Source organism: Pantoea sp. GABEPS69, assembly GCF_045780835.1.
Taxonomy (GTDB): domain Bacteria; phylum Pseudomonadota; class Gammaproteobacteria; order Enterobacterales; family Enterobacteriaceae; genus Pantoea; species Pantoea septica.
The window spans coordinates 514,438-534,552 of sequence record NZ_CP118619.1 but is presented as its reverse complement, the minus strand read 5'-3'; the positions used below and the strand labels follow the sequence as shown (position 1 = coordinate 534,552).

Genomic DNA, 20,115 nt, shown 5'->3' with positions numbered 1-20,115 from the left:
AGCATGAGATCTTCATTCTGTGGATGAAAGGGATCGTTTTCTGACTACAGTGAACACTAGCACTGTTTATAGTGAACATTCTACTGTGTATAGTGAATAAAGTACTGATTACAGTGAACTCTTTACTGATTATAGTGAACGCGATCACCTTCTGAGCCCTTGTGGCGTGCGGCCTGCGACGATCGGGGATCTCTTAGGATCTCTTTTAGATCTCTTTATGATCGTTTATTAGGATCTTCTCTCTGTATATGTGGATAAACGATCGTCGCCATGATGCCTGACAAGTGTCATCTGCAACATAACGCTTAAAAAACTGCACACCGTGCACATCCTCTCTTCATAATATGAAAACAACTTACTCACTATTATTCATTTTTCATCACTAATGCAGAAGCGTAGGGTAAGCCCATCGTCCACAGACATTCTGAGAGGCACCATGACCGATTACGCTGTTTCAAAAAATCCCGCCAACGGCGAAATTCTGGCTCGCTACCCAATGCAGTCGCTGACTGAGCTGGAAAATACCCTTGACGCCAGCGCTGCAGCCTTTAAACAGTGGCGCGAGACCGATATGGCGTCGCGCGTGAAAGTGCTGCGCCAGCTGGCTGAACAGCTGCGCCAGCGCGAACCGGAACTGTCGCGCACTATCACGCTGGAAATGGGCAAACCTCTGGCGCAGGCGCGCGCCGAGATCCTTAAATGCGCCACTCTCAGCGACTGGTACGCCGAGCACGGCCCGGCAATGCTGGAAGATCAACCCACACAGGTGCCTGACGCCTGGCAGCGCTTTAAACCTGTCGGCACCATTCTGGCGGTGATGCCATGGAACTTCCCGTTCTGGCAGGTACTGCGCGGCGCTGTTGGCATGCTGCTCGCTGGAAATACCTACGTGCTTAAACACGCGCCGAACGTCATGGGCTGCGCCACGTTAATGGCAGAGCTGTTTGACGCGACAGATCTGCCTAAAGGGGCCTTCGCTTCCGTGAATGTCGATAACGATGGCGTATCCGCCGCGATTAAAGATCCGCGCATCGCCGCCGTCGCCGTAACCGGCAGCGTACGCGCCGGCTCAGCTATCGCCGCCCAGGCGGGTGCGGCCCTGAAAAAAACCGTTCTCGAACTGGGCGGATCGGATCCTTTTATCGTGCTGGCTGACGCCGATCTGGACGAAGCGGTGAAATCAGCCGTGACTGGCCGCTATCAGAACACCGGACAGGTCTGCATGGCCGCTAAACGCTTTATCGTCGAGGCGTCCATCGCAGAGGAATTTGAAGCACGCTTCAGCGCTGCGGTACAGGCATTGACCATGGGCGATCCGCTGGATGAAAAAAATTATCTCGGCCCGATGGCACGCTTTGATCTGCGCGATGAGCTGCATAGTCAGGTTCAGCAGTCGCTGAGCGAAGGCGCGCGTCTGGTGCTGGGCGGCGAAAAGATCGCAGGCGAGGGCAATTACTATGCGCCGACGATCCTGTCAGACGTCACCACCGAGATGACGGCATTTCGTGAAGAGCTGTTTGGTCCGGTAGCGGCGATCGCTATCGCTCGCGACGCCGATCATGCGCTGGCAATCGCCAACGACAGCGAATTCGGTCTGAGCGCTACGGTCTGGACCAACGACAACGCTGTGGCGGATCGTCTGGCGGATCGGATCGAAACCGGTGCGGTGTTTATTAACGGCAATGGCGCGTCGGATCCTCGCGTCACTATTGGCGGCGTTAAAAAGAGCGGCTATGGTCGCGAACTCTCCCATTTTGGCGTCCATGAGTTCTGCAACATTCAGACCATCTGGAAAAACCGCCGCTAAGGCCTGCTGAGCGACGATAGAGAAGCGAGGGCATTGTCCCTCGCTTTTGTCGTTTAAGGGCGCCACGCTGCACTGAGGCGCTTAATTCACGCTTCGCAGCGTTAATTTCCGATTTGTAGCAACCTTAAAACCTCTGTTTCGCTCCCGCGCGATAAAACCGGCTTATTTCGCCTGCGCTACCCGCTCGATAAACATCTCAGCCAGCGCAGAAATTGTACCATTGCCCGGCAGTCTCTCCTCGTTAATGCGTAACATAAGCGAGGTTGAGCGTCGTCTCCCCTGTAGCAACGGCAGCGGACGAAGTTCGCCGCTCTTCAGGAAGGGAGCGATATTCAGCTCCGGCAGCCAGCCATAGCCTAACTGATGCTGAACCGCCTCAATGGCAGCCGATAGCGTAGTGAAGGACCAGCTCTCGGCCTGCTCACCGTTCAACGCCGTCTGTTGCTGCTGCTGACGATCCAGGATCGTTATGCAGGGCCAGCGCGCGAGTGTGGCGGCGCTTAGCGGCCCCGGCTCGCTGTGCAGCGGATGATCGCGATGGGCGACGGCGATAAAATCGACGCTCAGAAGACTTTCTCCCGCTATTTGCTCATCGCCATACTGCGCCACCAGCCAGAGATCGGCCTGCTGTTCGGCCAGCCTGTCAGCCGTCTCGCTACGGACGATTTCACTAAGCCAGATACGTACATGGGGATAGCGCTGCTGAAACGCCTGCAGCACATCGAAAAGCAGCGGCTTAGGCATAATGGCATCAACCATCAGATCGATACGCGAGCGTTCGCCTCGTTGCAGCGCATTTGCCCGGGCTTCAAGCGCGCTGAAACCCTCCAGCAGCGGACGCACCTGAGCGAGAAGCTGGTGCCCCTCCGCGCTGAGAACGGCGCGACGTCCTTCCTGCCTCAGCAGCGTCATGCCCAGCCGCTGCTGCAGCAGGCCAAGCTGATAGCTTAATGACGACTGGCTGCGATTGTTCTTCTCCGCCGCCTGCGCAAAGCTGCCTTCCTTCACGACGGCATCAAGCAAATACCACTGTTCGAGCGTTGTCTTGTGCATGATCATTCATCTAAAAATTGGATGATTAAGCGCTAAAAATAGCGTTATTAATCGTTTTTGCAACGAGTAATAATCTCCTCAAGGCAAATAAATGAGGAGGCCACAATGAGCACTTTCGATAAACACAATCTGTCTGGTCTGGTCGGCAAACATCTGGTCTACACCTACGACAACGGCTGGAACTACGAGCTTTATATTAAAAATGCCAATACCGTTGATTACCGTATTCACAGCGGTATGGTGGGCAACCGCTGGGTTAAAAATCAGCACGCTTATATCGTCCGTCTGGCAGAAGATGTCTATAAAGTTTCCTGGACCGAACCTACCGGCACCGACGTGAGCCTGGCCGTTAACATGGCCGATAAGGTGTTCCACGGCACCATTTTCTTCCCGCGTTGGGTGATGAACAATCCGGAAAAAACCGTCTGCTTCCAGAACGATCACCTTGAAGAGATGGCCAGCTATCGCGAAGCGGGTCCGGCTTATCCCACCGAAGTGATTGATGAGTTCGCGACGCTGACCTTTGTGCGCGACGCAGGAGAAAACAACGACAGCGTGATTGATTGCCCGGCCAGCGAACTGCCCGCCAATTTCCCGGACAACCTGAAAAACTAATGGCCGTCAGAAGAGCTCGTCATGAGCTCTTCTGCTTTCTGATTTGCGAGGACGAAAGTGCTAGAAAAACTGGTATGAACCATCACGTCGCGCTTTCGCCTGATACATCGCGATATCGGCGTTTTCAAATAGCGTTTCAGCCGATGCTGTACCAAATCGTGCGAGACTGATGCCGATAGCTGCCCCGATCCACACATCCATACTGTTGATAACAAACGGCTCTTTGAGACTCTCTATGATGCGCTGAGCGATAGCGGACGCGGCATCGCGATGGCCGCACTTCGCAGCAACCACAAATTCGTCTCCGCCCATCCGCGCCACCGAATCGCCCGGGCGCATGCAGCGTTGAAGCCGTTCGGCTACCTGCAGCAGCAGGGCATCCCCTGTGGCATGTCCCATCGAATCATTCACAGCCTTAAATCCGTTAAGATCGATAAACAGCACAGCGGTGTACGCCGGATCGTTGCTTTGCGCGAGCATGGAGCGAATCTGGTCGTTGATCCAGGCGCGATTAGGTAAACCGGTTAAGGCATCGCGGGTCGCCAGCGTCTCCAGCATGCGTATTCTTTCCTTGTCACGCGTGATGTCGCGCGAAACCAGCACCGCGCCGATATTATTGCCTGTAGAAGGATCGCTGACGCCGCAGGCTTTGGTGCCAAGCGTCATATAATGGCCGTCGCGATGAAGCTTACGCACTTCGACCACGTCCGGCAGCACGCCGCCTTTAAACAGGCTTGCCAGCGCCTCGGCAGCAGGTGCGCGGTCGTCGGGATGCAGGAAATCCACCACCCGTTGACCAATTACCTCTTCGGCAGACCAGCCGATCATTTCACTGTAGGAAGGGGAGATCGAAACGTATCTGCCTTCTGCGTCGCAATGGGCGATAAGGTCAGTGCTGTTTTCTATCAGCAGACGGTATTCCGCCGCCGTGCGCAGCGCATCTTCAAGCGCTTTGCGCTGCCCGGTAATATCAAGAATGAATCCGTTGTACTGCAGGCGGGAAGCCGCAGGCTGGCCATTCGGCAAGCCCGACACCAGCACGCGTCGCGTTGTCCCATCAAGACACTGAATCGGCACTTCGATATGAAAAGGGGTCACGCACTCTAACGCCGCAGTAAGCTGCAGCGCGATTTGTGCATCATCATCCGCCTGGGCGAATCTCAGCCAGTCGCACAAGGTAACGCCTTTCAGCGCGGGGATCAGGCCTGCAGGGCACTCCTGACTGACGATGCAAATGCCTTGGGCGTCCGTGGTCCAAACAGCGGAAAAAGTAGGTTGGATCACAGGATGCATAGTGGTCGGCTCCATTGTTGGCTGACAATACTGGATAACCTCGATACCCGACGTGACAAACCTCTTAATCGCCCTGTTTACCGCAATCGCAGACCAGGCAATGGGTCATAAGGCGTGCTGTGCTGCGGCAACGAGCGTCATCAGCGGTGGCGAATGCTGCGGCTTGTCTGACCGCTTTTATATCGCACTTTCTTGCGCGTACAGATGCGCGGCAATCTGTCGGTGACGCGATGCAGGGCCAGAAGTATGAGTCAGTTATTATCGGCTAACCGACTCACAATCTTTAATCATCTCGGCTAATGGCTACGATTGGTAGCAGGCCGCTGTCGCGTACCAGCAGCGCTTTAATTATTGATGATATCCATGGGCCTGAAGGGGGAACAGGAAGGCATTTTCCAGACGGCGGCTTGAAAAAGTCTGGCTGTAGCCAGCCAGACTTAAATTTTCCCTGAAGAGGCTTGTGGTCTGGCCGGCCTTAGCCCGTCGAAAGGCGGAAGGTTGAAACAGAGTGGGTCAAATGTTGCACCTGGTCTTCAAGCGATGCCGCTGCCGCAGCCGACTCCTGTACAAGCGCCGCGTTTTGCTGGGTAACGGAATCCATTTCAGTAACCGCTTTTTCAATTTGCGCGATACCGCGACTCTGCTCATCTGATGCGGTTGAAATATGTTCCATCAGGACGTTTACGCGGCTCACAGAAGAGATGATGGCATTCATCGCTTCTCCTGTCCGGCTGACCTGCTCAGAGCCTCTGCCAATGATGTTGACCGATTCGGCAATAAGGCTTTCAATTTCCTTTGCCGCAACGGCGCTGCGCTGCGCGAGGTTACGCACTTCACCGGCGACGACGGCGAATCCTCGTCCCTGCTCGCCGGCGCGGGCGGCTTCTACGGCTGCGTTCAGCGCCAGAATATTGGTCTGAAAAGCAATGCCGTTAATTACGCTGATAATATCTTCAATTTTCTTCGAACTTGAATTAATCAGGTCCATTGAATTAATCACCTCGCGCGAAACATTTTCTCCTTTATGCGCATTTTCAACCGCTTCACCTGTAAGACGACAGGCTTCATACACATTATCTGTATTCTGTTTTACCGTTGCGCCAAGCTCTTCCATACTGGCAGCCGTTTGCGTTAATGCAGCCGCCTGCTGCTCGGTACGAGAAGCGAGATCGACGTTTCCGGCTGCTATTTCGCTGGAGGCGGAGGAAACGGAATGAGCGGAATCGCGCACCTGCATAATAATCGTCGTCAGCGACAAGCGCATGGCCTCGAGAGAACCCATCAGGCTCTGAATTTCGCTGCGCGAAGCTGGCTTAACCGGAACGGGCGTATCAAGATGGCCATCAGCGATTAAATTAAGGTGTTTTCCTGCGTTAATTAAAGGCGTAAGCACAAAGCGATGCATCAGTATCGATATAGAAATCACCACCAGGCCAAATAAACTTCCAATTAACAGCAGCAGCATAACGCCTGAGCTGAAATGGCTTTGGGCATCTTCATTCAGTTTTTTGGCGTAGGCTTCATGCTGCGCCAGCACTTTATCCAGGATGATTTCGTAGGCGCGATCAAGACGAATGACATCAGGCAGACGTTCCCTGAATCGAGCCTGATCCCGGGCTTCAGCAGCCTCTATCAAAGGTTGAATGCCCTGGTTTCTGTATGCCAGAAAAGCCTGACGATAGGCATCAGCCTCCGCTTCTTCGCCCTTTAGTCGAGGGCTGTCGAGATAGGCGTGAAACGCCACGTCCGCTTTCTCTGCGGCCGCTTTCACTCCCTCGAGCGACGCGGCCGACTGGCCGTCATTGACCTCAATCTCTTTCATGTATTCCATTAACCGGACCCGCAGGGTGCGGCTGTGGTTTATGGGATCGATAACGGAGAGCACGACGCGAATCTCTTTATTCACAGCATTAAGAGATTCATTGCTGCGGACCAGCAACCAAATGCTAACCGCAACGCTGGTCAGGAAGAGGATTATCATCAGTGAAAACACGAGCAGCGAAGATTTTTTCAGCGACATATCAAATTTCCAGTTTACTAGGGTTAGCCGGTATATCGGCCTTGCCGGCTTACTCCTTAGTTGATTACGCGCTGACCATCGTGTTATTTACTTAAATCAATGATTAATTTGATAATGAATCCAGGAAATAAAATCGGACCAGCTGGTTCATAAAGAGGACGCTGGTTATAAATGGCGCGATATTTTTAAGGGTCATACAGGATGAGGCGTTAATTCTCTCTTTATGCAGTCTGGCGCGAAAAATTGCCGTGGGCAGACAACGTTAAACCTGTCTCTGTATTAACCTCAAAACTATGCTGAAAAAGAGAAGCTGAAAGCATTAGCGAACATTAAAATATGAAACGATAAATCCGCTTTATTCCGGCGAAGTGGCGTCGCCTTCGCCAAGCTCGCGCTGCATAAGGTGCGTATCCAGCCAGCTGCCATGCTTAAATCCTACTGCTTTCAGCACGCCGGTGGCGCGAAAGCCGAGCGCGCGGTGCAGGCCAATCGACGCCTGGTTGCTGTTGCCTGCGATCACGGCGACGATCTGCCGGAAACCGCGTGCTTCGGCGAGACGAATAGCTTCCGACAGCAGCGCGCGGCCTGCGCCGCGGCCGGTATGCTCAGGATCGAGATAAATCGAATCTTCCAGCGTGAAGCGATAGGCGTAACGGGGACGATAGGGCGCAAGATAGCAGTAGCCGATCAGGGTATCCTCCTCCATTGCCACCAGCCAGATCCCGCCTTTCTCCAGCAGCGCGTTGAGCCGATTCTGCATCTCCTCGACGCCAGGCGGATCGGTTTCAAAAGTAGCGCTGCCGTGCAGCACATGCCAGGCGTAGATATGTTGAATCGCGGGTATATGATGGGCTGTGGCGGGAAGAATGCGCATAACGTTCTCGTAAGCAACCTTGATAACGCCATACTACACCTGCGCTACCCTGTCGGCAGCAGCGCGAGCCATAGGAAAAAGTGATGGCTCAGCTATGCTCCATCACCAGCACCGCCAGCGTATCCGGCTCCAGCGCGCGAAATACGTGCTCCTCATCGCCCGCGTAACAGATGTAGTCGCCGGGATGCAGTTCAACGGGCGATGCCTTCGGGCCGACCAGCGCGCGGCCCTGGGTGAGAATAATATGCTCGATAGTACCCGGCGAGTGGGGCTGCGAGCCGCGTTCGCTGCCGGGCTGCGTATTCAGCAGATAGATGTCGCGCCGCGCGCCGGGCGGACAGGTCGCCAGCAGCACCGCCTGATAGTCCGCCAGCTCGGCGGTGACCGTCGGCCCTTCGCCGCGTCGGATTATCTGCATCCGTTTCTCTTCCGGCTCCATCAGGCGCGCGAAGGGGATATTCAGCGCGACGCACAGCGCCCAGAGCGTTTCAATTCCGGGATTGCCATTGCCAGCTTCAAGCTGCGACAGCGTAGACTTGGCGATACCCGCACGGCGCGCAACTTCAGCCAGCGAAAGGCCGGCGCGCTGACGTTCGCGCACCAGGCTATTGGCAATAATTGTGATCGGGGCCACGTTCACTCCTGTTTTCTAAATCGAACGAATCGTTCGCATTGTAAAACGATTCAGCTGCGTTCATTATAATGGAAATTTTGTTCGTTACAGGAAGAATTTCTTATGCAGAGGCAGCGCATCCCGTTAAGCCGGGAAGTGGTAAAAGCCATTATTCTGGTCTGTCTGGCCGACAGCATCGTCGGCTTATCCTACGGCTCGCTGGCCAGTGCTGACGGCTTCCCGCTCTGGGTGCCTGTAGCGTTGTCGACGCTGGTGCTGGCTGGCGCCTCGGAATTTCTGTTTATCGGCATCGTGGCGGGCGGCGGCAGTCCGATCACCGCGGCGCTGGCAGGTCTGCTGGTCAATGCGCGTCACCTGCCGTTCGGCATCGCGGTGAAAGATCTGGTGGGGAGCGGCGCGCGCGGCCTGTTCGGCTGCCACATTATGAACGATGAAAGCGTGGTATTTGGCATTTCCCAGTCGACGCTGGCGCAGCGTCGGGCCGCGTTCTGGCTGTGCGGTATCGGCATCGGCCTGATCTGGCCGCTGACGGTAATCACCGGCGCCGCCATCGGCCAGTTTATTCCCGACGTTTCCGCCATCGGGCTGGACGCCGTGTTTCCAGCCATTCTCATCGCGCTGATATTCCCGGCACTGCGCCAGCGCCGCACGCTGATCCCGGCGTCAGGCGGCGCGCTGCTGTCGATTCTGGCGACGCCTTTCGTCCCGGCGGGCATGCCGGTGCTGTTTTCACTGCTGGGATTACTGTCGTGGAGGATGCGTAAATGAGCCATCAGGCCCTGATAATTGCGGGTATCGCGCTGCTGGCTTCCGGGACATATCTGATGCGGCTGGCGGGCGTTAAGCTCGGCAACCGGCTGCCGATTGCCGAGCGAACCCAAACCATGCTGTCGGACGCGGCGACGATATTGCTGCTGGCGGTTGCCTCGACCAGCACGCTGTTCGAAGGCCAGCATTTTGCCGGCATGGCGCGGGTGCTGGGCGTGGCGTTCGCCATCTTTCTCGCCTGGCGCAAGGCGCCGCTAATCGCAGTGATCATCGGCGCCGCCGTGATGACGGCCGCACTGCGCTACTGCGGCGTGCCCTGAGCATCGCGCCACTGCGCAAGCGTTAACTCAAAGGTCAGGCTGGCGGGCGCGTCGGGCACATCGTAAACGTGCCCGTTCACCGTAAAGCCCGCTTTCTCCAGCACGCGCTGGGAGGCGAGATGGTTAGGCCGCACCGCGGCGTCGATAACCTGTAGCCCGCACTCTTCAAAGCCATAGCGTACCATCGTGCGCGTAAACTCGGTGGCCAGGCCCTGGCCCCAGGCGTGGGTTGCCAGACGATAACCCAGATTATTTACCGGCTTGCCGCCAAATTCGCGTAGGCTGAAACCGCCAAAGCCCAGGATCTCACAGGGGGCATCGCGCGGAATCAGCGCCATATTGCCAAAGCCGTGCTGCTGCCAGTGCGCAATCCAGCGATCCAGCAGCTGCTGCGCCTCGTCCAGATTCTCCAGCGGCCCGGCGGGGTTGAAGGTATTAGTGGCGGGATCGCCATAAATACGCATCAGCATTTCTCGATCCTGCGCGACAACGGGGCGCATCACTAAACGTTCGGAAATTAACTGCATGTTCAGATCCCTGTAGCGGCGATGACCGGCGGTCATCCGCCCGCCAGCATAGCCTGTTTTTCTCCCTGAACAACGCGCGGCGTTATGGCGCGCGCTGCGGCGTCAGCAGCTTGCCCATTACGCTGTCGCGCTCAAGAATATTCAGCCTGCGCGCCAGCGGCAGAAAGCGGCGATCGTCGTTGGTGAGTTTAATCAGTTTGGGATGCGTCGCCGGCTCGCGCGCGCAGAGCAAAAACAGCGACATCTTCAGGCTGTCCCACTGGAACACATCCTGATAGAAGAAGGCGGAGCTTTCGCACTTTTTCAGATAGCAGCTAAAGCCGGGCTGCTCTCGCATCACGATCTGGCAGAGAAAATTGATAATGATATAGCTGCCGCGGTTGATGCCCTGGCGTATCTCGGCAAAATCGCTGCGTCGGGTAATCTGCGCGTAATAGTCGTCGATGCCGATCTGCGTCAGCGGCATAATCAGCTCCAGCCAGCGAGCGATAAACGCGTTGTCCGGCGGCGAGGCGAGGAACCAGGCTTCCACCACAGGAAAGGCTTTGTCTACCGTGGTGCCGTCGCTGTAGTAGCCGACGATATCGTAGCCGCTGCGCTGGTGCACCCAGGAGAAGTCCTGATAGACCAGCGTTGAGCTGTCGACCCAGATACCGCCGTAGCTTTTCAACAGGGCGAGGCGGATCACGTCACCTTTATGGGACATGCCGATCTGCGCGTAGTCAAAGCGCAGCCACGGCAGAAATTCCCTGACCGACTCGCGATTGAGCAGATGAATCTGATGGTCCGGGTTCATCTGCTTCATTTTGACGTAAAACGCCTGAATAAAGTCGGGCGGCGTCAGGTCGTCCCAGTACATCCAGATCACTTTTGGAATGGCGGGCGCCGCCGCTGAGGCTCGCCGACCGATATCTTTTACGTCGTTTTCGTGCGCCTCTGAATAGGCCAGATCGGGAAAGCGAAAAAGGCGCAGCTTATATAAAACATAAAGCAGGAGAAATTTTGCCGTTCTGAGATGTCGTTTCAGCTGTTCCATTTTTTTATCCGCTTGTTGATTAAGGATGCTGTTGTTCCAGCATTAATTTCCCGAGAATACTTTCTGCGTCGAGAATGCGCAGCTTACGGGCCAGCGGTAAAAACTGGCGGTCGCTGTTGGTCAGCTTAATCAATTTCGGATGGGTGGTTGGCTGGCGCGTACAGAGTAAAAACAGCGACATCTTCAGACAATTCCACTTAAAGACGTTCTGATAATAAAAGGCCGAGGTTTCGCATTTTTTAAGATAAAGGTTAACGCTATCCGCTTCGCGCATGGCAATCTGGCAGAGGTAGTTCGTGGTTAAATAGCTGCCGCGCGGAATGCCCTGTTTAATGCGTTCGAAATCGGGACGATCTTTGATGCGATTGTAGTAGTCATCGACGCTGATCTTGGTCAGCGGCATGATCAACTCCAGCCAGCGGCTGACGAAAGGGTTTTCAGGCGGCGCGCACATAAACCAGGTTTCGATCACCGGAAAACGCGCGTCCTGAGTGTTGGCGTCGCTGTAGTAGCCCACCATGTCATAGCCCCTGCGTTCATGCACCCAGCTGAAATCCTGATAAACCAGCGTCGAGCAGTCGACCCAGATCCCGCCGTAGCGCTTGAGCAGGGCGAGGCGAATGACGTCGCTTTTATGCGCCAGTCCAATCCCCTGAAAATCGAAATGCAGCGTTGGAAGATATTTTCTCAGGCTGTTGCGGTCGAGCAGAATAATTTCATGCGCCTGATTAATCGTCTTCATTTTTTGATGGAAGGCCATGATATGGTCAGGCGGGTTAGGACTGTCCCAGTACATCCAGATCACTTTTGGGATAGCGCTTTTTTCGCTGTCGTGTCTGGTGAGAATATCTAATGCCTCATTTTCATGGCTATCAGAATAGGCGAGGTCGCTGAATTTGAATAATCTCAGTCGAAACAGGGCGTACAAACATAAAAAGCGTACAACCCTTATCTGGTATTTAAGGCGATCCATTTAACAACCTCTGATTAATGGCTTTGCTGGTGTCGGTTGAAAGGAGTATCGGCCCGTTTGTCGTAACAAACGTCCGGCATCAAAATAAAAAAAGTCTGGTCGAATGCTGAAATTTAACGATCTGTGATGTCGATTCGCAATCCCTGTCTCGCTAAATCAGAGTTTAGCTAGCGGCTCTGATAAGCAGGCATAAACCAATGTAATCTGTTTTATTGAGAAAGCTTCTCATTATCACGTGTGATTTGTTAGGATGGCGAATCTTTTCGTCAGGTCAGGAAGGCTTTATATGCAATACCCGCTGAAGATTTTCTCCACGGCCCTGCTGGCGCTCAGTGTTGGTTTAACGCTCGCGACGCAGGCGAACGGCAGGCCACACATGGCGCCGCTGGGCGACAACGTTGCCGATCGTGGCTCGGCGTTTTATCGCTTTACCAGCCAGACCTTCACCTCTGCCGACGGCCTGCGCCGCTATAAAGTCTGGCTTGGCGTGCCGAAGCAGGCGGCGCCGACAGCGGGCTTTCCCGTGCTCTACCTGCTGGATGGCAACGCGGCGATGGCGCGTCTCAGCGAAGATCGCCTGAAGCAGCTGGCGGGACACCAGCCGCCGGCGCTGGTGGCGGTGGGGTATGACACCCGATTGCCGTTCGACGTCGAGGCGCGCGCGCTCGACTATACCCCGCCTGGCGGGCAGCGAGGCGATGCGCGGCATGAACGCTATCCAGGGGGCGGAAGTCACGCCTTTCGCGCGCTGCTGCTGGAGCAGATTATGCCCTGGGCGGAGAAACAGGCGAAAAGCGATCCGCAGCGGCGAGCGCTGTGGGGCCACTCCTACGGCGGACTCTTCGTGCTGGATACCCTCTATAGCGACGCGGCTTTCACGCACTATTTCAGCGCGGCACCGTCGCTTGGCTGGCGCTATCAGCGCATCGTCGAGCTGGCGCAGCAGGCCGCGCCGCAGGCGCTGAGCGGTAAAACCCTCTACCTGATCGAAGGGGACGGGCGCAGCGATCGTCATGAAGAGAAGCGCGCAGCGCAGCTTAACGACGCCGATCGTGCGCTGATCGCTACGCTGCGCGATAAAGGCGTCAGGCTGCATGAAATACGTTATCCTGGTCAGACGCACGGCGAACTGCTGCCCTCTTCGCTCGAGGCAACGCTGAACATCCTCTCCGGCGCGGAGTAACGCACGCGTCGCCCTTCTCCACAGCCCATAAAGGATCGCCGCCATGAAAACGCCTCTGCATATCGGCATACTGCTTTTCCCGGATGTCACCCAGCTTGATCTCACTGGCCCTTTCGAGGTGTTCGCCCGCACGCCGGATGTGGTGTGTCATCTGATCTGGAAAGAGAAACAGCCGGTGCGCTCGGATCGCGGTTTAACGCTGCTGCCAGACTGCGATTTTAGCGACTGCCCGCCGCTGGACGTCATTTGCGTGCCGGGCGGGCCGGGCCAGATTGCGCTGATGTCGGACAGTGAAACGCTCTGCTTTTTGCGCCGTCAGGCAGAGCAGGCGCAGTTTATTACTTCTGTTTGCACCGGATCGCTGGTGCTGGGCGCCGCCGGATTGCTGCGCGGCTATCGCGCTACCTCGCACTGGAGCTCGCGCGATCAGCTGGCGCTGTTGGGGGCGGAGCCGGTGGACGCGCGCGTGGTGCGCGACCGCAACCGGCTAACCGGCGCGGGCGTCACCTCAGGGATCGATTTTGCTCTGACGCTGGTCGCGGAATTACGGGGCCAGGATGTCGCTCAGGCGATTCAGCTGCAGATGGAGTACGATCCCGAACCGCCGTTTAATGCCGGGTCGCCGCATTCCGCCTTGCCTGAGCAGGTGGAGACCGCCCGCGCGCAGATGGCGGATTTTATCGCGGTCAGACGCCGCGCAACGGAGCTGGCGGCGCGGAACCTTGCGCAGAATAAAGCGTAAACAGAGCCGTTTTTTTATATCGCTGTTTAGCTGCCGTTTAATTTTTAGCAGAGATTTATTTTTGCCATGTCTAAATACCCAGCAGGAGTGTGGGTATTTTTATTGGATGAGAAGCGGACCAGTGAAATAAGCTGTTCTCGCTATAAAGGCTAACGCTTACAAGAAATTATCAACCACGAAATATGTCAGCCATCCTACAGCGCTGGTCGCAGCAACTGCAAAAACAACAAATATTAGTACTTTGATTTCTAAGTTATTTTCCACGATATTTGCTCGCTGTATTCATGCTGAAACCGATGTGATGGAAGAATTATTCCGGCAACAGTTTTACTGAATTAAAACAACAAAAATATGACCTGAATCAGTATCAGCTTATTTAAGCTGTCGCACTATGCTGGCCCATTTAATTTAACTGCGATCCAGTCGCCGGTTGCCTGCACGGAGTAAGAAATGAATAACGACCGCAAGACATTGCAAAATGCCGCTTTAAAAGCGCGGCCGTGGTATCAGCATCGAAGCGAAGCCGTTTTCGCCGAGCTTGATAGCTCTCCGCAAGGGCTATCTGTCGACGAAGCGCAGGCGCGGCTGGCGAAAAACGGCCCCAACACGCTGCCGCAAAAGAAGCCTCAGCCGGCCTGGCTGAAGTTTCTGGCCCACTTCAACGATATGCTGATCTATATCCTGCTGGCGGCGGCGGTGATTACGGCAATCATGGGCCACTGGGTCGATACCTTTGTTATTCTCGGCGTGGCGGTAATCAACGCGTTCATCGGCTTTATTCAGGAGAGCAACGCCGAGAAGTCGTTGAAGGGCATTCAAAATATGCTCTCGAACGAAGCGGTGGTGGTGCGCGGCGGCGAGATTATGACGGTGCCGGGCGAAACCCTCGTGCCTGGCGACGTGGTGATGCTGCGGCCTGGCGATCGTATTCCGGCGGATTTGCGGCTGTTCGAAGTGCACAACCTGCGCGTGGAAGAAGCTATCCTGACTGGCGAATCGACCGTGGTGTCGAAAAGCAGCGAGGCGCTCGAAGGTGACAAATCGCTGGGCGACCGACTCAATCTTGCTTTCTCCGGCACCACCGTCAGTTCCGGCACCGCATTGGGCGTGGCGATCGCTACCGGCCGCAACACCGAGCTGGGTCATATCAACGAAATGATGGGCAACATCGAAACCGCCAAAACGCCGCTGCTGCTGCAAATCGATAAGCTCGGCAAAGCGATTTTCGCGGCGATCCTGCTGATGATGGCCGGACTCTTTGTCTTTGGTTATCTGCTGCGCGACATTCCGCTGGCCTCGCTGGCGCTGTCGGTGATCAGTCTGGCAGTGGCGGCGGTGCCTGAAGGCCTGCCGGCAATTATCTCGATTATTCTTTCGCTGGGCGTGCAGTCGATGGCGCGCAAAAACGCGATTATCCGCAAGCTGCCGACGGTCGAAACCCTGGGCGCCATGTCGGTGATCTGCTCCGACAAAACCGGCACCCTCACCATGAACGAGATGACGGTAAAAGCGGTGGTGCTGGCGGAAAGCCGCTGGCGCGTCAGCGGCGACAGCTACGAGCCGGTGGGCGAGATTGTCCCGGAGACGCCGGACAGCGGGCTTATCGCAGCGCAGGATCCGGTCATGTCGCGCTTTCTCGCCGCCATCGATATCTGCAACGAAAGCCAGATCCAGCAGGATGCGGCAGGGCGCTGGCGCATTGTCGGCGGGCCGACCGAAGGCGCGCTGAAAGTGCTGGCGGCGAAAGGGGGCGTAAAAGTGGGTCAGCAGCAGCTGGTCAGCAAGCTGCCGTTCGACTCGCTCTATAAATATATGGCCGTCAGCGGCGAAGCGGACGGCGAGGCCTGGGTGTTGATGACCGGCGCGCCGGACGTGCTGCTGTCGCTCTGCACGCATCAGCAGAGCGCCGACGGCGCACAGCCACTGGATCGCGCCTACTGGGAGGCGGCGATTACCCGCTACGCCAGCGAAGGGTTGCGCACCGTCGCGGCGGCGTGGAAACGCGTGCCGAAGGCGATCGACTCGCTGGATCATGCGGATCTGCGCGAGAATATGGTGCTGCTGGGGCTCGCCTGCATGATGGATCCGCCGCGTCCGGAAGCGGTCGCGGCTATCGACGACTGCCAGCAGGCCGGCATCCGCGTCAAGATGATCACCGGCGATCATCAGGAGACGGCAATGGCGATCGGCAAAATGCTGGGCATCAGCAACAGCGATAAAGCCTTGACGGGGCGCGATCTGGAGCATATGAGCGACAGCGAGCTTGCCGAAGCGGCGCGTCAGTACGATATCTTCGCGCGCACCAGCCCCGAGCATAAGCTGCGTCTGGTGAAAGCGCTGGCCGCCAGCGGCGAAGTGGTTGGCATGACCGGCGACGGCGTCAACGACGCGCCTGCGCTGAAGCAGGCGAGCGTCGGCATCGCCATGGGCATCAAAGGCACGGAGGTGACCAAAGAGGCCGCCGATATGATCCTCGCCGACGACAACTTCGCGACCATCGCCGCCGCAGTGAAAGAGGGGCGTCGGGTCTACGATAACCTGATTAAAACTATTCTGTTTATTATGCCGACCTGCCTGGCGCAGGGCCTGCTGATTATTATCGCCATCCTGATGGGCAACCTGCTGCCGCTGACGCCGGTTCAGATCCTTTGGATGAATATGGCGACGTCCGCCACGCTCTCATTCGGCCTGGCGTTTGAAGCGGCCGAGGCGAATGTGATGCGCCGTCCGCCGCGCGACGTCAGCGCCTCGGTAATGGACGGTTACGCCGTCTGGCGTATGCTCTTCGTCGGCCTGCTGATCTCCGTTAGCGCCTTCGTTCTCGAAGCCTGGCTGCAGACGCGCGGCTATGAGCCGGAATTCATCCGCACCGTGCTGCTGCAGACGCTGGTCACCGCGCAGTGGGTCTATATGCTGAACTGCCGCAGCACCAACAGCTTCTCACTCGACAGCGGCATGCTGAAAAATCGCGGCATCTGGCTGGTGAGCGGCGTGCTGGTAGTGCTGCAGGCGCTGATTATCTATCTGCCGCTGATGAATACCCTGTTCGGCACTCGTCCGCTGCCGTTTAAATACTGGGTCATCGCCTTTATCGTCGGCGCCGCGATCTTCATCATCGTCGAGCTGGAAAAACAGCTGACGCGCCGCTGGCGCCGCGCCTGATTACCACTGAAAACGCCCTGTTCGCAGGGCGTTTTTTTATCGGCAGCAGCACACTTTGTGCAATAACATAATTAGACGATGTGATGAACGGTCGGGGATTATTAATAATCTTGCTGATTCGCTGCATTCTCAGGCGTCTTAAAAGTGATGTTTTCTAATTTATTGATTTTAATAATTTTTCCTCAATATCCCGCGCGTTGCTTTCTGCTTTCCTCTGTGAATAAATAAAGCCTGCAAACACAACAATATAGCCAGCGGCTCGAACCGCTGCGCCTGACGCCGTAAGTAAAGGCATTCTGCAGGGAAAATATGACTGACGAAAAAGCACGCCTGGCGAGGGAAATAAGCGCCAGAGTAGCCGATCTTGAGCCGCAACTGATCGCCATCCGACGCGATATCCATGCGCATCCGGAGCTCGGCTTCGATACGGTGCGCACTGCGGAGATCGTCGCTAACTGGCTGCGCGCCCATGGCCTCACTCCCCAAACAGGCGTCGGCCGCACCGGCGTGCTGGTAGACATTGTCGGCGCGCAGCCGGGTAAAACGCTGCTGCTGCGTGCGGATATGGACGCGCTGCCCATCCAGGAGCAGACCGGTCTCTCCTTCAGCAGCACGCTGCCCGGCAAAATGCACGCCTGCGGACACGATCTCCATACCGCTACGCTGCTTGGCGTCGCGGCGATCCTGCCCAACTACCGTCAACAGCTGAAAGGCCGAGTGCGGCTTATCTTCCAGCCTGCGGAAGAAACGCCGGAAAGCGGCGCGGAAGCGATGATCGCCGATGGCGCCGCTGAGGGCGTAGACTGGGCCGTCACGCTGCACAACAAGCCGGAGCTGGCGGCCGGCGACGTGGCGCTGACGCGAGGCGGCAGCACCGCCTCGAGCGACGAGTTCGACGTGCGAGTGCATGGCGTTTCGACGCACGCCGCGCGGCCCCATATGGGCGTCGATCCCATCGTTGCCGCGGCTTCTCTGATCGGCCAGCTGCAAACGCTGATCTCGCGCGAGCGCGATCCGGCCCACTCCGCTGTGCTGACTATTGGCCATATCCAGGGCGGCACCACGCACAATATCATTCCCGACAGCTGCCTGCTTCAGGGCACTATTCGCACTAAATCGCCGCAGGTGCGCGCCGATATGGAAACCTCGTTCCGTCGCATATGCGCAGGCGTCGCGCTGGCGATGAACGTGCGCGTCGAGGTGGACTATCTGCGCGGCGTGCCGCCGCTAATGAATGACGACCGGTTGATTGACGCGCTGGAGGAGATTCTTTCGCATCAGTTCGGCAAACCCATTGTCGCGAAACCGAGCGACAGCTTCGGCGCGGAAGATTTTTCCCTGTTTACCGAGCGCGCGCCGGGCTGTCAGATCCATATCGGCTCCGGCACGCCGGGCCGCGACGACCATCTGCATAACTCCGATTATCAGCCGGATGAACGCAGCATCGCCGCAGGCGCGCAGGCGATGGTGCGACTGGCCGTCGATCTGCTTTCTGACAATAATAAATGAGGATATCACTATGATGATGCGCAAAGGGCTGTTCGCGGCCACCCTGGCTCTGGGCCTGGCAGCCGTACCGGCGCTCAGCCTGGCAAAAGATTTTGGCACCCTGAAATTCGCCACCGAAGGCAGCTATCCTCCGTTTAACCAGACCACGCCGAACGGCAAGATCGTCGGTTATGAACCCGATATCGTGGCAGAGCTGGCGAAGCGCGTCGGCTTCAAATATGAAATCAGTGCGCAAAAGTGGTCAGGCATGATCCCCGGTCTGATCGACGGCAAATATGATGCGGTTATCGACGCAGTGACGGTTACGCCGAAGCGCGCTGAAGCGATCGACTTTACCCAGCAATACACCGTCAGCGTTTCCAGCTTCGTGACGGCCAAAAGCTCGCCGCTGGCGACGCTGCCCGGCACCGGCACCGTGGTGACGGCCGATGACGCTGCCGGCATGCAGAAAGCGATCGATGAACTGAAAACCAGCTTCAAGGGCAAAACCATCGCGGTGCAGGTCGCCACCATTCAGACGGACTTCCTGCAAAAATATCTGGGCGACGTCGCCACGATTCGTACCTATCAGGCCGGCCCGGAAACCTTTGCCGATCTAATGAACGGCCGCGTAGATGCGGTGATGGCGTCGCGCACTAACCTTAACGCCTTTGTGAAAAAACATGCGAACGCCATCAGCAGCAGCGGCTATGGGTTTAGCGGCGGCGTGCTGGGAGCGGGATCGGCAATTGGCCTGCGCAAAGGCAACGCTGAGCTGAAGGCGGCGCTGGACGACGCGCTTGCCGCGATGATTAAAGACGGCACGCTGAGCAAACTTTCCATCAAATGGTTCGGCGAAGACGTCGCGCCGAAAGCCTGATAGCCGATGTTGACCCAAATCGACTGGCAGCTAATTGGCTTCGGCGACGAAGGCTGGGGCGGCGTGCTGCTGAGCGCCGCCACGGTCACGGTAACCGTTTCGCTCTGCGCGTGGCTGCTGGGCGCAGCGCTGGGCAGCCTGCTCTGCTGGATGCAGATTGCCGGTTCGCGCTGGCAGCGGCGTCTGGCGGCAGGCTATATCACAGTGTTTCGCGGCGTGCCGGAACTGCTGGTGATCTACCTGTTTTACTTCGGCGGTCGTCAGGTACTCTCTTCGGTTGGAACCGCGCTGGGCATGCAGGGGCCGTTCGATATCAACGGCTTTATCGCCGGCGCTATCGCCATCGGCCTGATCTCCGGCGCCTACCAGAGCGGCGTGTTTCGCGGCGCGTTCTACGCCATTCCGCGCGGCACGCTGGAGGCGGCGACGGTCACGGGCATGGGGCGGCTGATGCTGTTCCGCCGCATGATTGTGCCCCAGGCGCTGCGCACCGCGCTGCCGGGAATGGGCAATCAGTGGCAGTCGGTGATCAAGGAGTCGGCGCTGGTCTCGGTGACCGGACTGGTGGAAACCATGAACCAGATCACCACGGCCGCCAACTCCACGCAGATGTCGTTTTTCTTCTACAGCGTCGGCGCCGTGATCTATCTGATTATCACCACCTGTTCCGACTGGGTCTTCCGCGCGGTAGAGAAGTTCGCTATGCGCGGCCAGCAGCGCGCTAACGTTTAAGGAAAGCC

At 56.8% G+C, this 20,115-nt stretch carries 18 protein-coding genes; 10 read left to right on the top strand and 8 right to left on the bottom strand.

Annotated elements, in window-relative coordinates; genetic code table 11:
* Nucleotides 1-436: 436 nt before the first annotated feature.
* The gene (locus tag PVE98_RS22360) at nt 437-1,807 is read left to right on the top strand and encodes an aldehyde dehydrogenase family protein (protein ID WP_313619133.1); all 1,371 of its coding nucleotides are present in this window, start codon (nt 437-439) and stop codon (nt 1,805-1,807) included.
* 162 nt (nt 1,808-1,969) lie between these two features.
* Here the strand turns inward: PVE98_RS22360 and PVE98_RS22355 are convergent, their stop codons facing one another.
* On the bottom strand, nt 1,970-2,860 hold the full coding sequence (locus tag PVE98_RS22355) for a LysR family transcriptional regulator (protein ID WP_096074166.1): 891 nt from the start codon (nt 2,858-2,860) through the stop codon (nt 1,970-1,972).
* 105 nt (nt 2,861-2,965) lie between these two features.
* On the opposite strand from PVE98_RS22355, the gene PVE98_RS22350 reads away from it, so the two are divergent.
* A complete protein-coding gene (locus PVE98_RS22350) occupies nt 2,966-3,475 on the top strand; it encodes a phenolic acid decarboxylase (RefSeq protein WP_033748230.1) in 510 nt (169 codons plus the stop codon).
* Between the two features lie 60 nt (nt 3,476-3,535).
* Here PVE98_RS22350 and PVE98_RS22345 read toward each other — a convergent pair whose 3' ends face one another.
* The 4 genes from PVE98_RS22345 to PVE98_RS22330 all read right to left on the bottom strand — a co-directional run bounded on the left by PVE98_RS22345 (nt 3,536) and on the right by PVE98_RS22330 (nt 8,296).
* Entirely contained in the window at nt 3,536-4,768 is a 1,233-nt protein-coding gene (locus PVE98_RS22345) for a sensor domain-containing diguanylate cyclase (RefSeq protein ID WP_096074167.1), read from the bottom strand.
* A 475-nt stretch (nt 4,769-5,243) separates the two neighbouring features.
* The gene (locus tag PVE98_RS22340; RefSeq protein ID WP_096074168.1) at nt 5,244-6,788 is read right to left on the bottom strand and encodes a methyl-accepting chemotaxis protein; all 1,545 of its coding nucleotides are present in this window, start codon (nt 6,786-6,788) and stop codon (nt 5,244-5,246) included.
* Between the two features lie 355 nt (nt 6,789-7,143).
* Nucleotides 7,144-7,662, bottom strand: a complete 519-nt coding sequence (locus PVE98_RS22335; RefSeq protein WP_313619130.1) for an N-acetyltransferase family protein — start codon at nt 7,660-7,662, stop codon at nt 7,144-7,146.
* A gap of 88 nt (nt 7,663-7,750) precedes the next feature.
* Nucleotides 7,751-8,296, bottom strand: coding sequence for a helix-turn-helix domain-containing protein (locus PVE98_RS22330; RefSeq protein ID WP_369826075.1), 546 nt, complete (start codon nt 8,294-8,296; stop codon nt 7,751-7,753).
* 102 nt (nt 8,297-8,398) lie between these two features.
* On the opposite strand from PVE98_RS22330, the gene PVE98_RS22325 reads away from it, so the two are divergent.
* Both PVE98_RS22325 and PVE98_RS22320 read left to right on the top strand, forming a co-directional pair.
* Nucleotides 8,399-9,064, top strand: a complete 666-nt coding sequence (locus tag PVE98_RS22325; RefSeq protein ID WP_313619129.1) for an AzlC family ABC transporter permease — start codon at nt 8,399-8,401, stop codon at nt 9,062-9,064.
* Nucleotides 9,061-9,384 (top strand): AzlD domain-containing protein, encoded by a 324-nt coding sequence (locus tag PVE98_RS22320; RefSeq protein WP_033748218.1) that lies wholly within the window; start codon nt 9,061-9,063, stop codon nt 9,382-9,384. The genes PVE98_RS22325 and PVE98_RS22320 overlap by 4 nt, the downstream gene beginning before the upstream one ends.
* On the opposite strand, the gene PVE98_RS22315 is transcribed toward PVE98_RS22320, so the two are convergent.
* The 3 genes from PVE98_RS22315 to PVE98_RS22305 form a co-directional block, all read right to left on the bottom strand.
* Nucleotides 9,366-9,911: a GNAT family N-acetyltransferase gene (locus tag PVE98_RS22315; protein WP_033749049.1), complete on the bottom strand. Its 546-nt coding sequence runs from the start codon at nt 9,909-9,911 to the stop codon at nt 9,366-9,368. The genes PVE98_RS22320 and PVE98_RS22315 overlap by 19 nt on opposite strands.
* A gap of 82 nt (nt 9,912-9,993) precedes the next feature.
* Nucleotides 9,994-10,947 (bottom strand): glycosyltransferase family 32 protein, encoded by a 954-nt coding sequence (locus tag PVE98_RS22310; RefSeq protein WP_096074172.1) that lies wholly within the window; start codon nt 10,945-10,947, stop codon nt 9,994-9,996.
* 19 nt (nt 10,948-10,966) lie between these two features.
* A complete protein-coding gene (locus PVE98_RS22305) occupies nt 10,967-11,920 on the bottom strand; it encodes a glycosyltransferase family 32 protein (RefSeq protein ID WP_081876035.1) in 954 nt (317 codons plus the stop codon).
* A gap of 286 nt (nt 11,921-12,206) precedes the next feature.
* Here PVE98_RS22305 and PVE98_RS22300 point away from each other — a divergent pair, with 286 nt between their 5' ends.
* The 6 genes from PVE98_RS22300 (at nt 12,207) to PVE98_RS22275 (ending at nt 20,107) form a co-directional block, all read left to right on the top strand.
* On the top strand, nt 12,207-13,103 hold the full coding sequence (locus tag PVE98_RS22300; RefSeq protein ID WP_313619128.1) for an alpha/beta hydrolase-fold protein: 897 nt from the start codon (nt 12,207-12,209) through the stop codon (nt 13,101-13,103).
* 43 nt (nt 13,104-13,146) lie between these two features.
* The gene (locus PVE98_RS22295; RefSeq protein ID WP_096074174.1) at nt 13,147-13,845 is read left to right on the top strand and encodes a DJ-1/PfpI family protein; all 699 of its coding nucleotides are present in this window, start codon (nt 13,147-13,149) and stop codon (nt 13,843-13,845) included.
* A gap of 450 nt (nt 13,846-14,295) precedes the next feature.
* The gene (locus tag PVE98_RS22290) at nt 14,296-17,007 is read left to right on the top strand and encodes a cation-transporting P-type ATPase (protein ID WP_096074175.1); all 2,712 of its coding nucleotides are present in this window, start codon (nt 14,296-14,298) and stop codon (nt 17,005-17,007) included.
* A 309-nt stretch (nt 17,008-17,316) separates the two neighbouring features.
* Entirely contained in the window at nt 17,317-18,516 is a 1,200-nt protein-coding gene (locus PVE98_RS22285; protein ID WP_033748203.1) for a M20 family metallopeptidase, read from the top strand.
* Nucleotides 18,517-18,526: 10 nt separating this feature from the next.
* The gene (locus PVE98_RS22280) at nt 18,527-19,375 is read left to right on the top strand and encodes a transporter substrate-binding domain-containing protein (protein WP_187143692.1); all 849 of its coding nucleotides are present in this window, start codon (nt 18,527-18,529) and stop codon (nt 19,373-19,375) included.
* Nucleotides 19,376-19,381: 6 nt separating this feature from the next.
* Nucleotides 19,382-20,107, top strand: a complete 726-nt coding sequence (locus PVE98_RS22275) for an ABC transporter permease (RefSeq protein ID WP_033790876.1) — start codon at nt 19,382-19,384, stop codon at nt 20,105-20,107.
* Nucleotides 20,108-20,115: the final 8 nt, after the last annotated feature.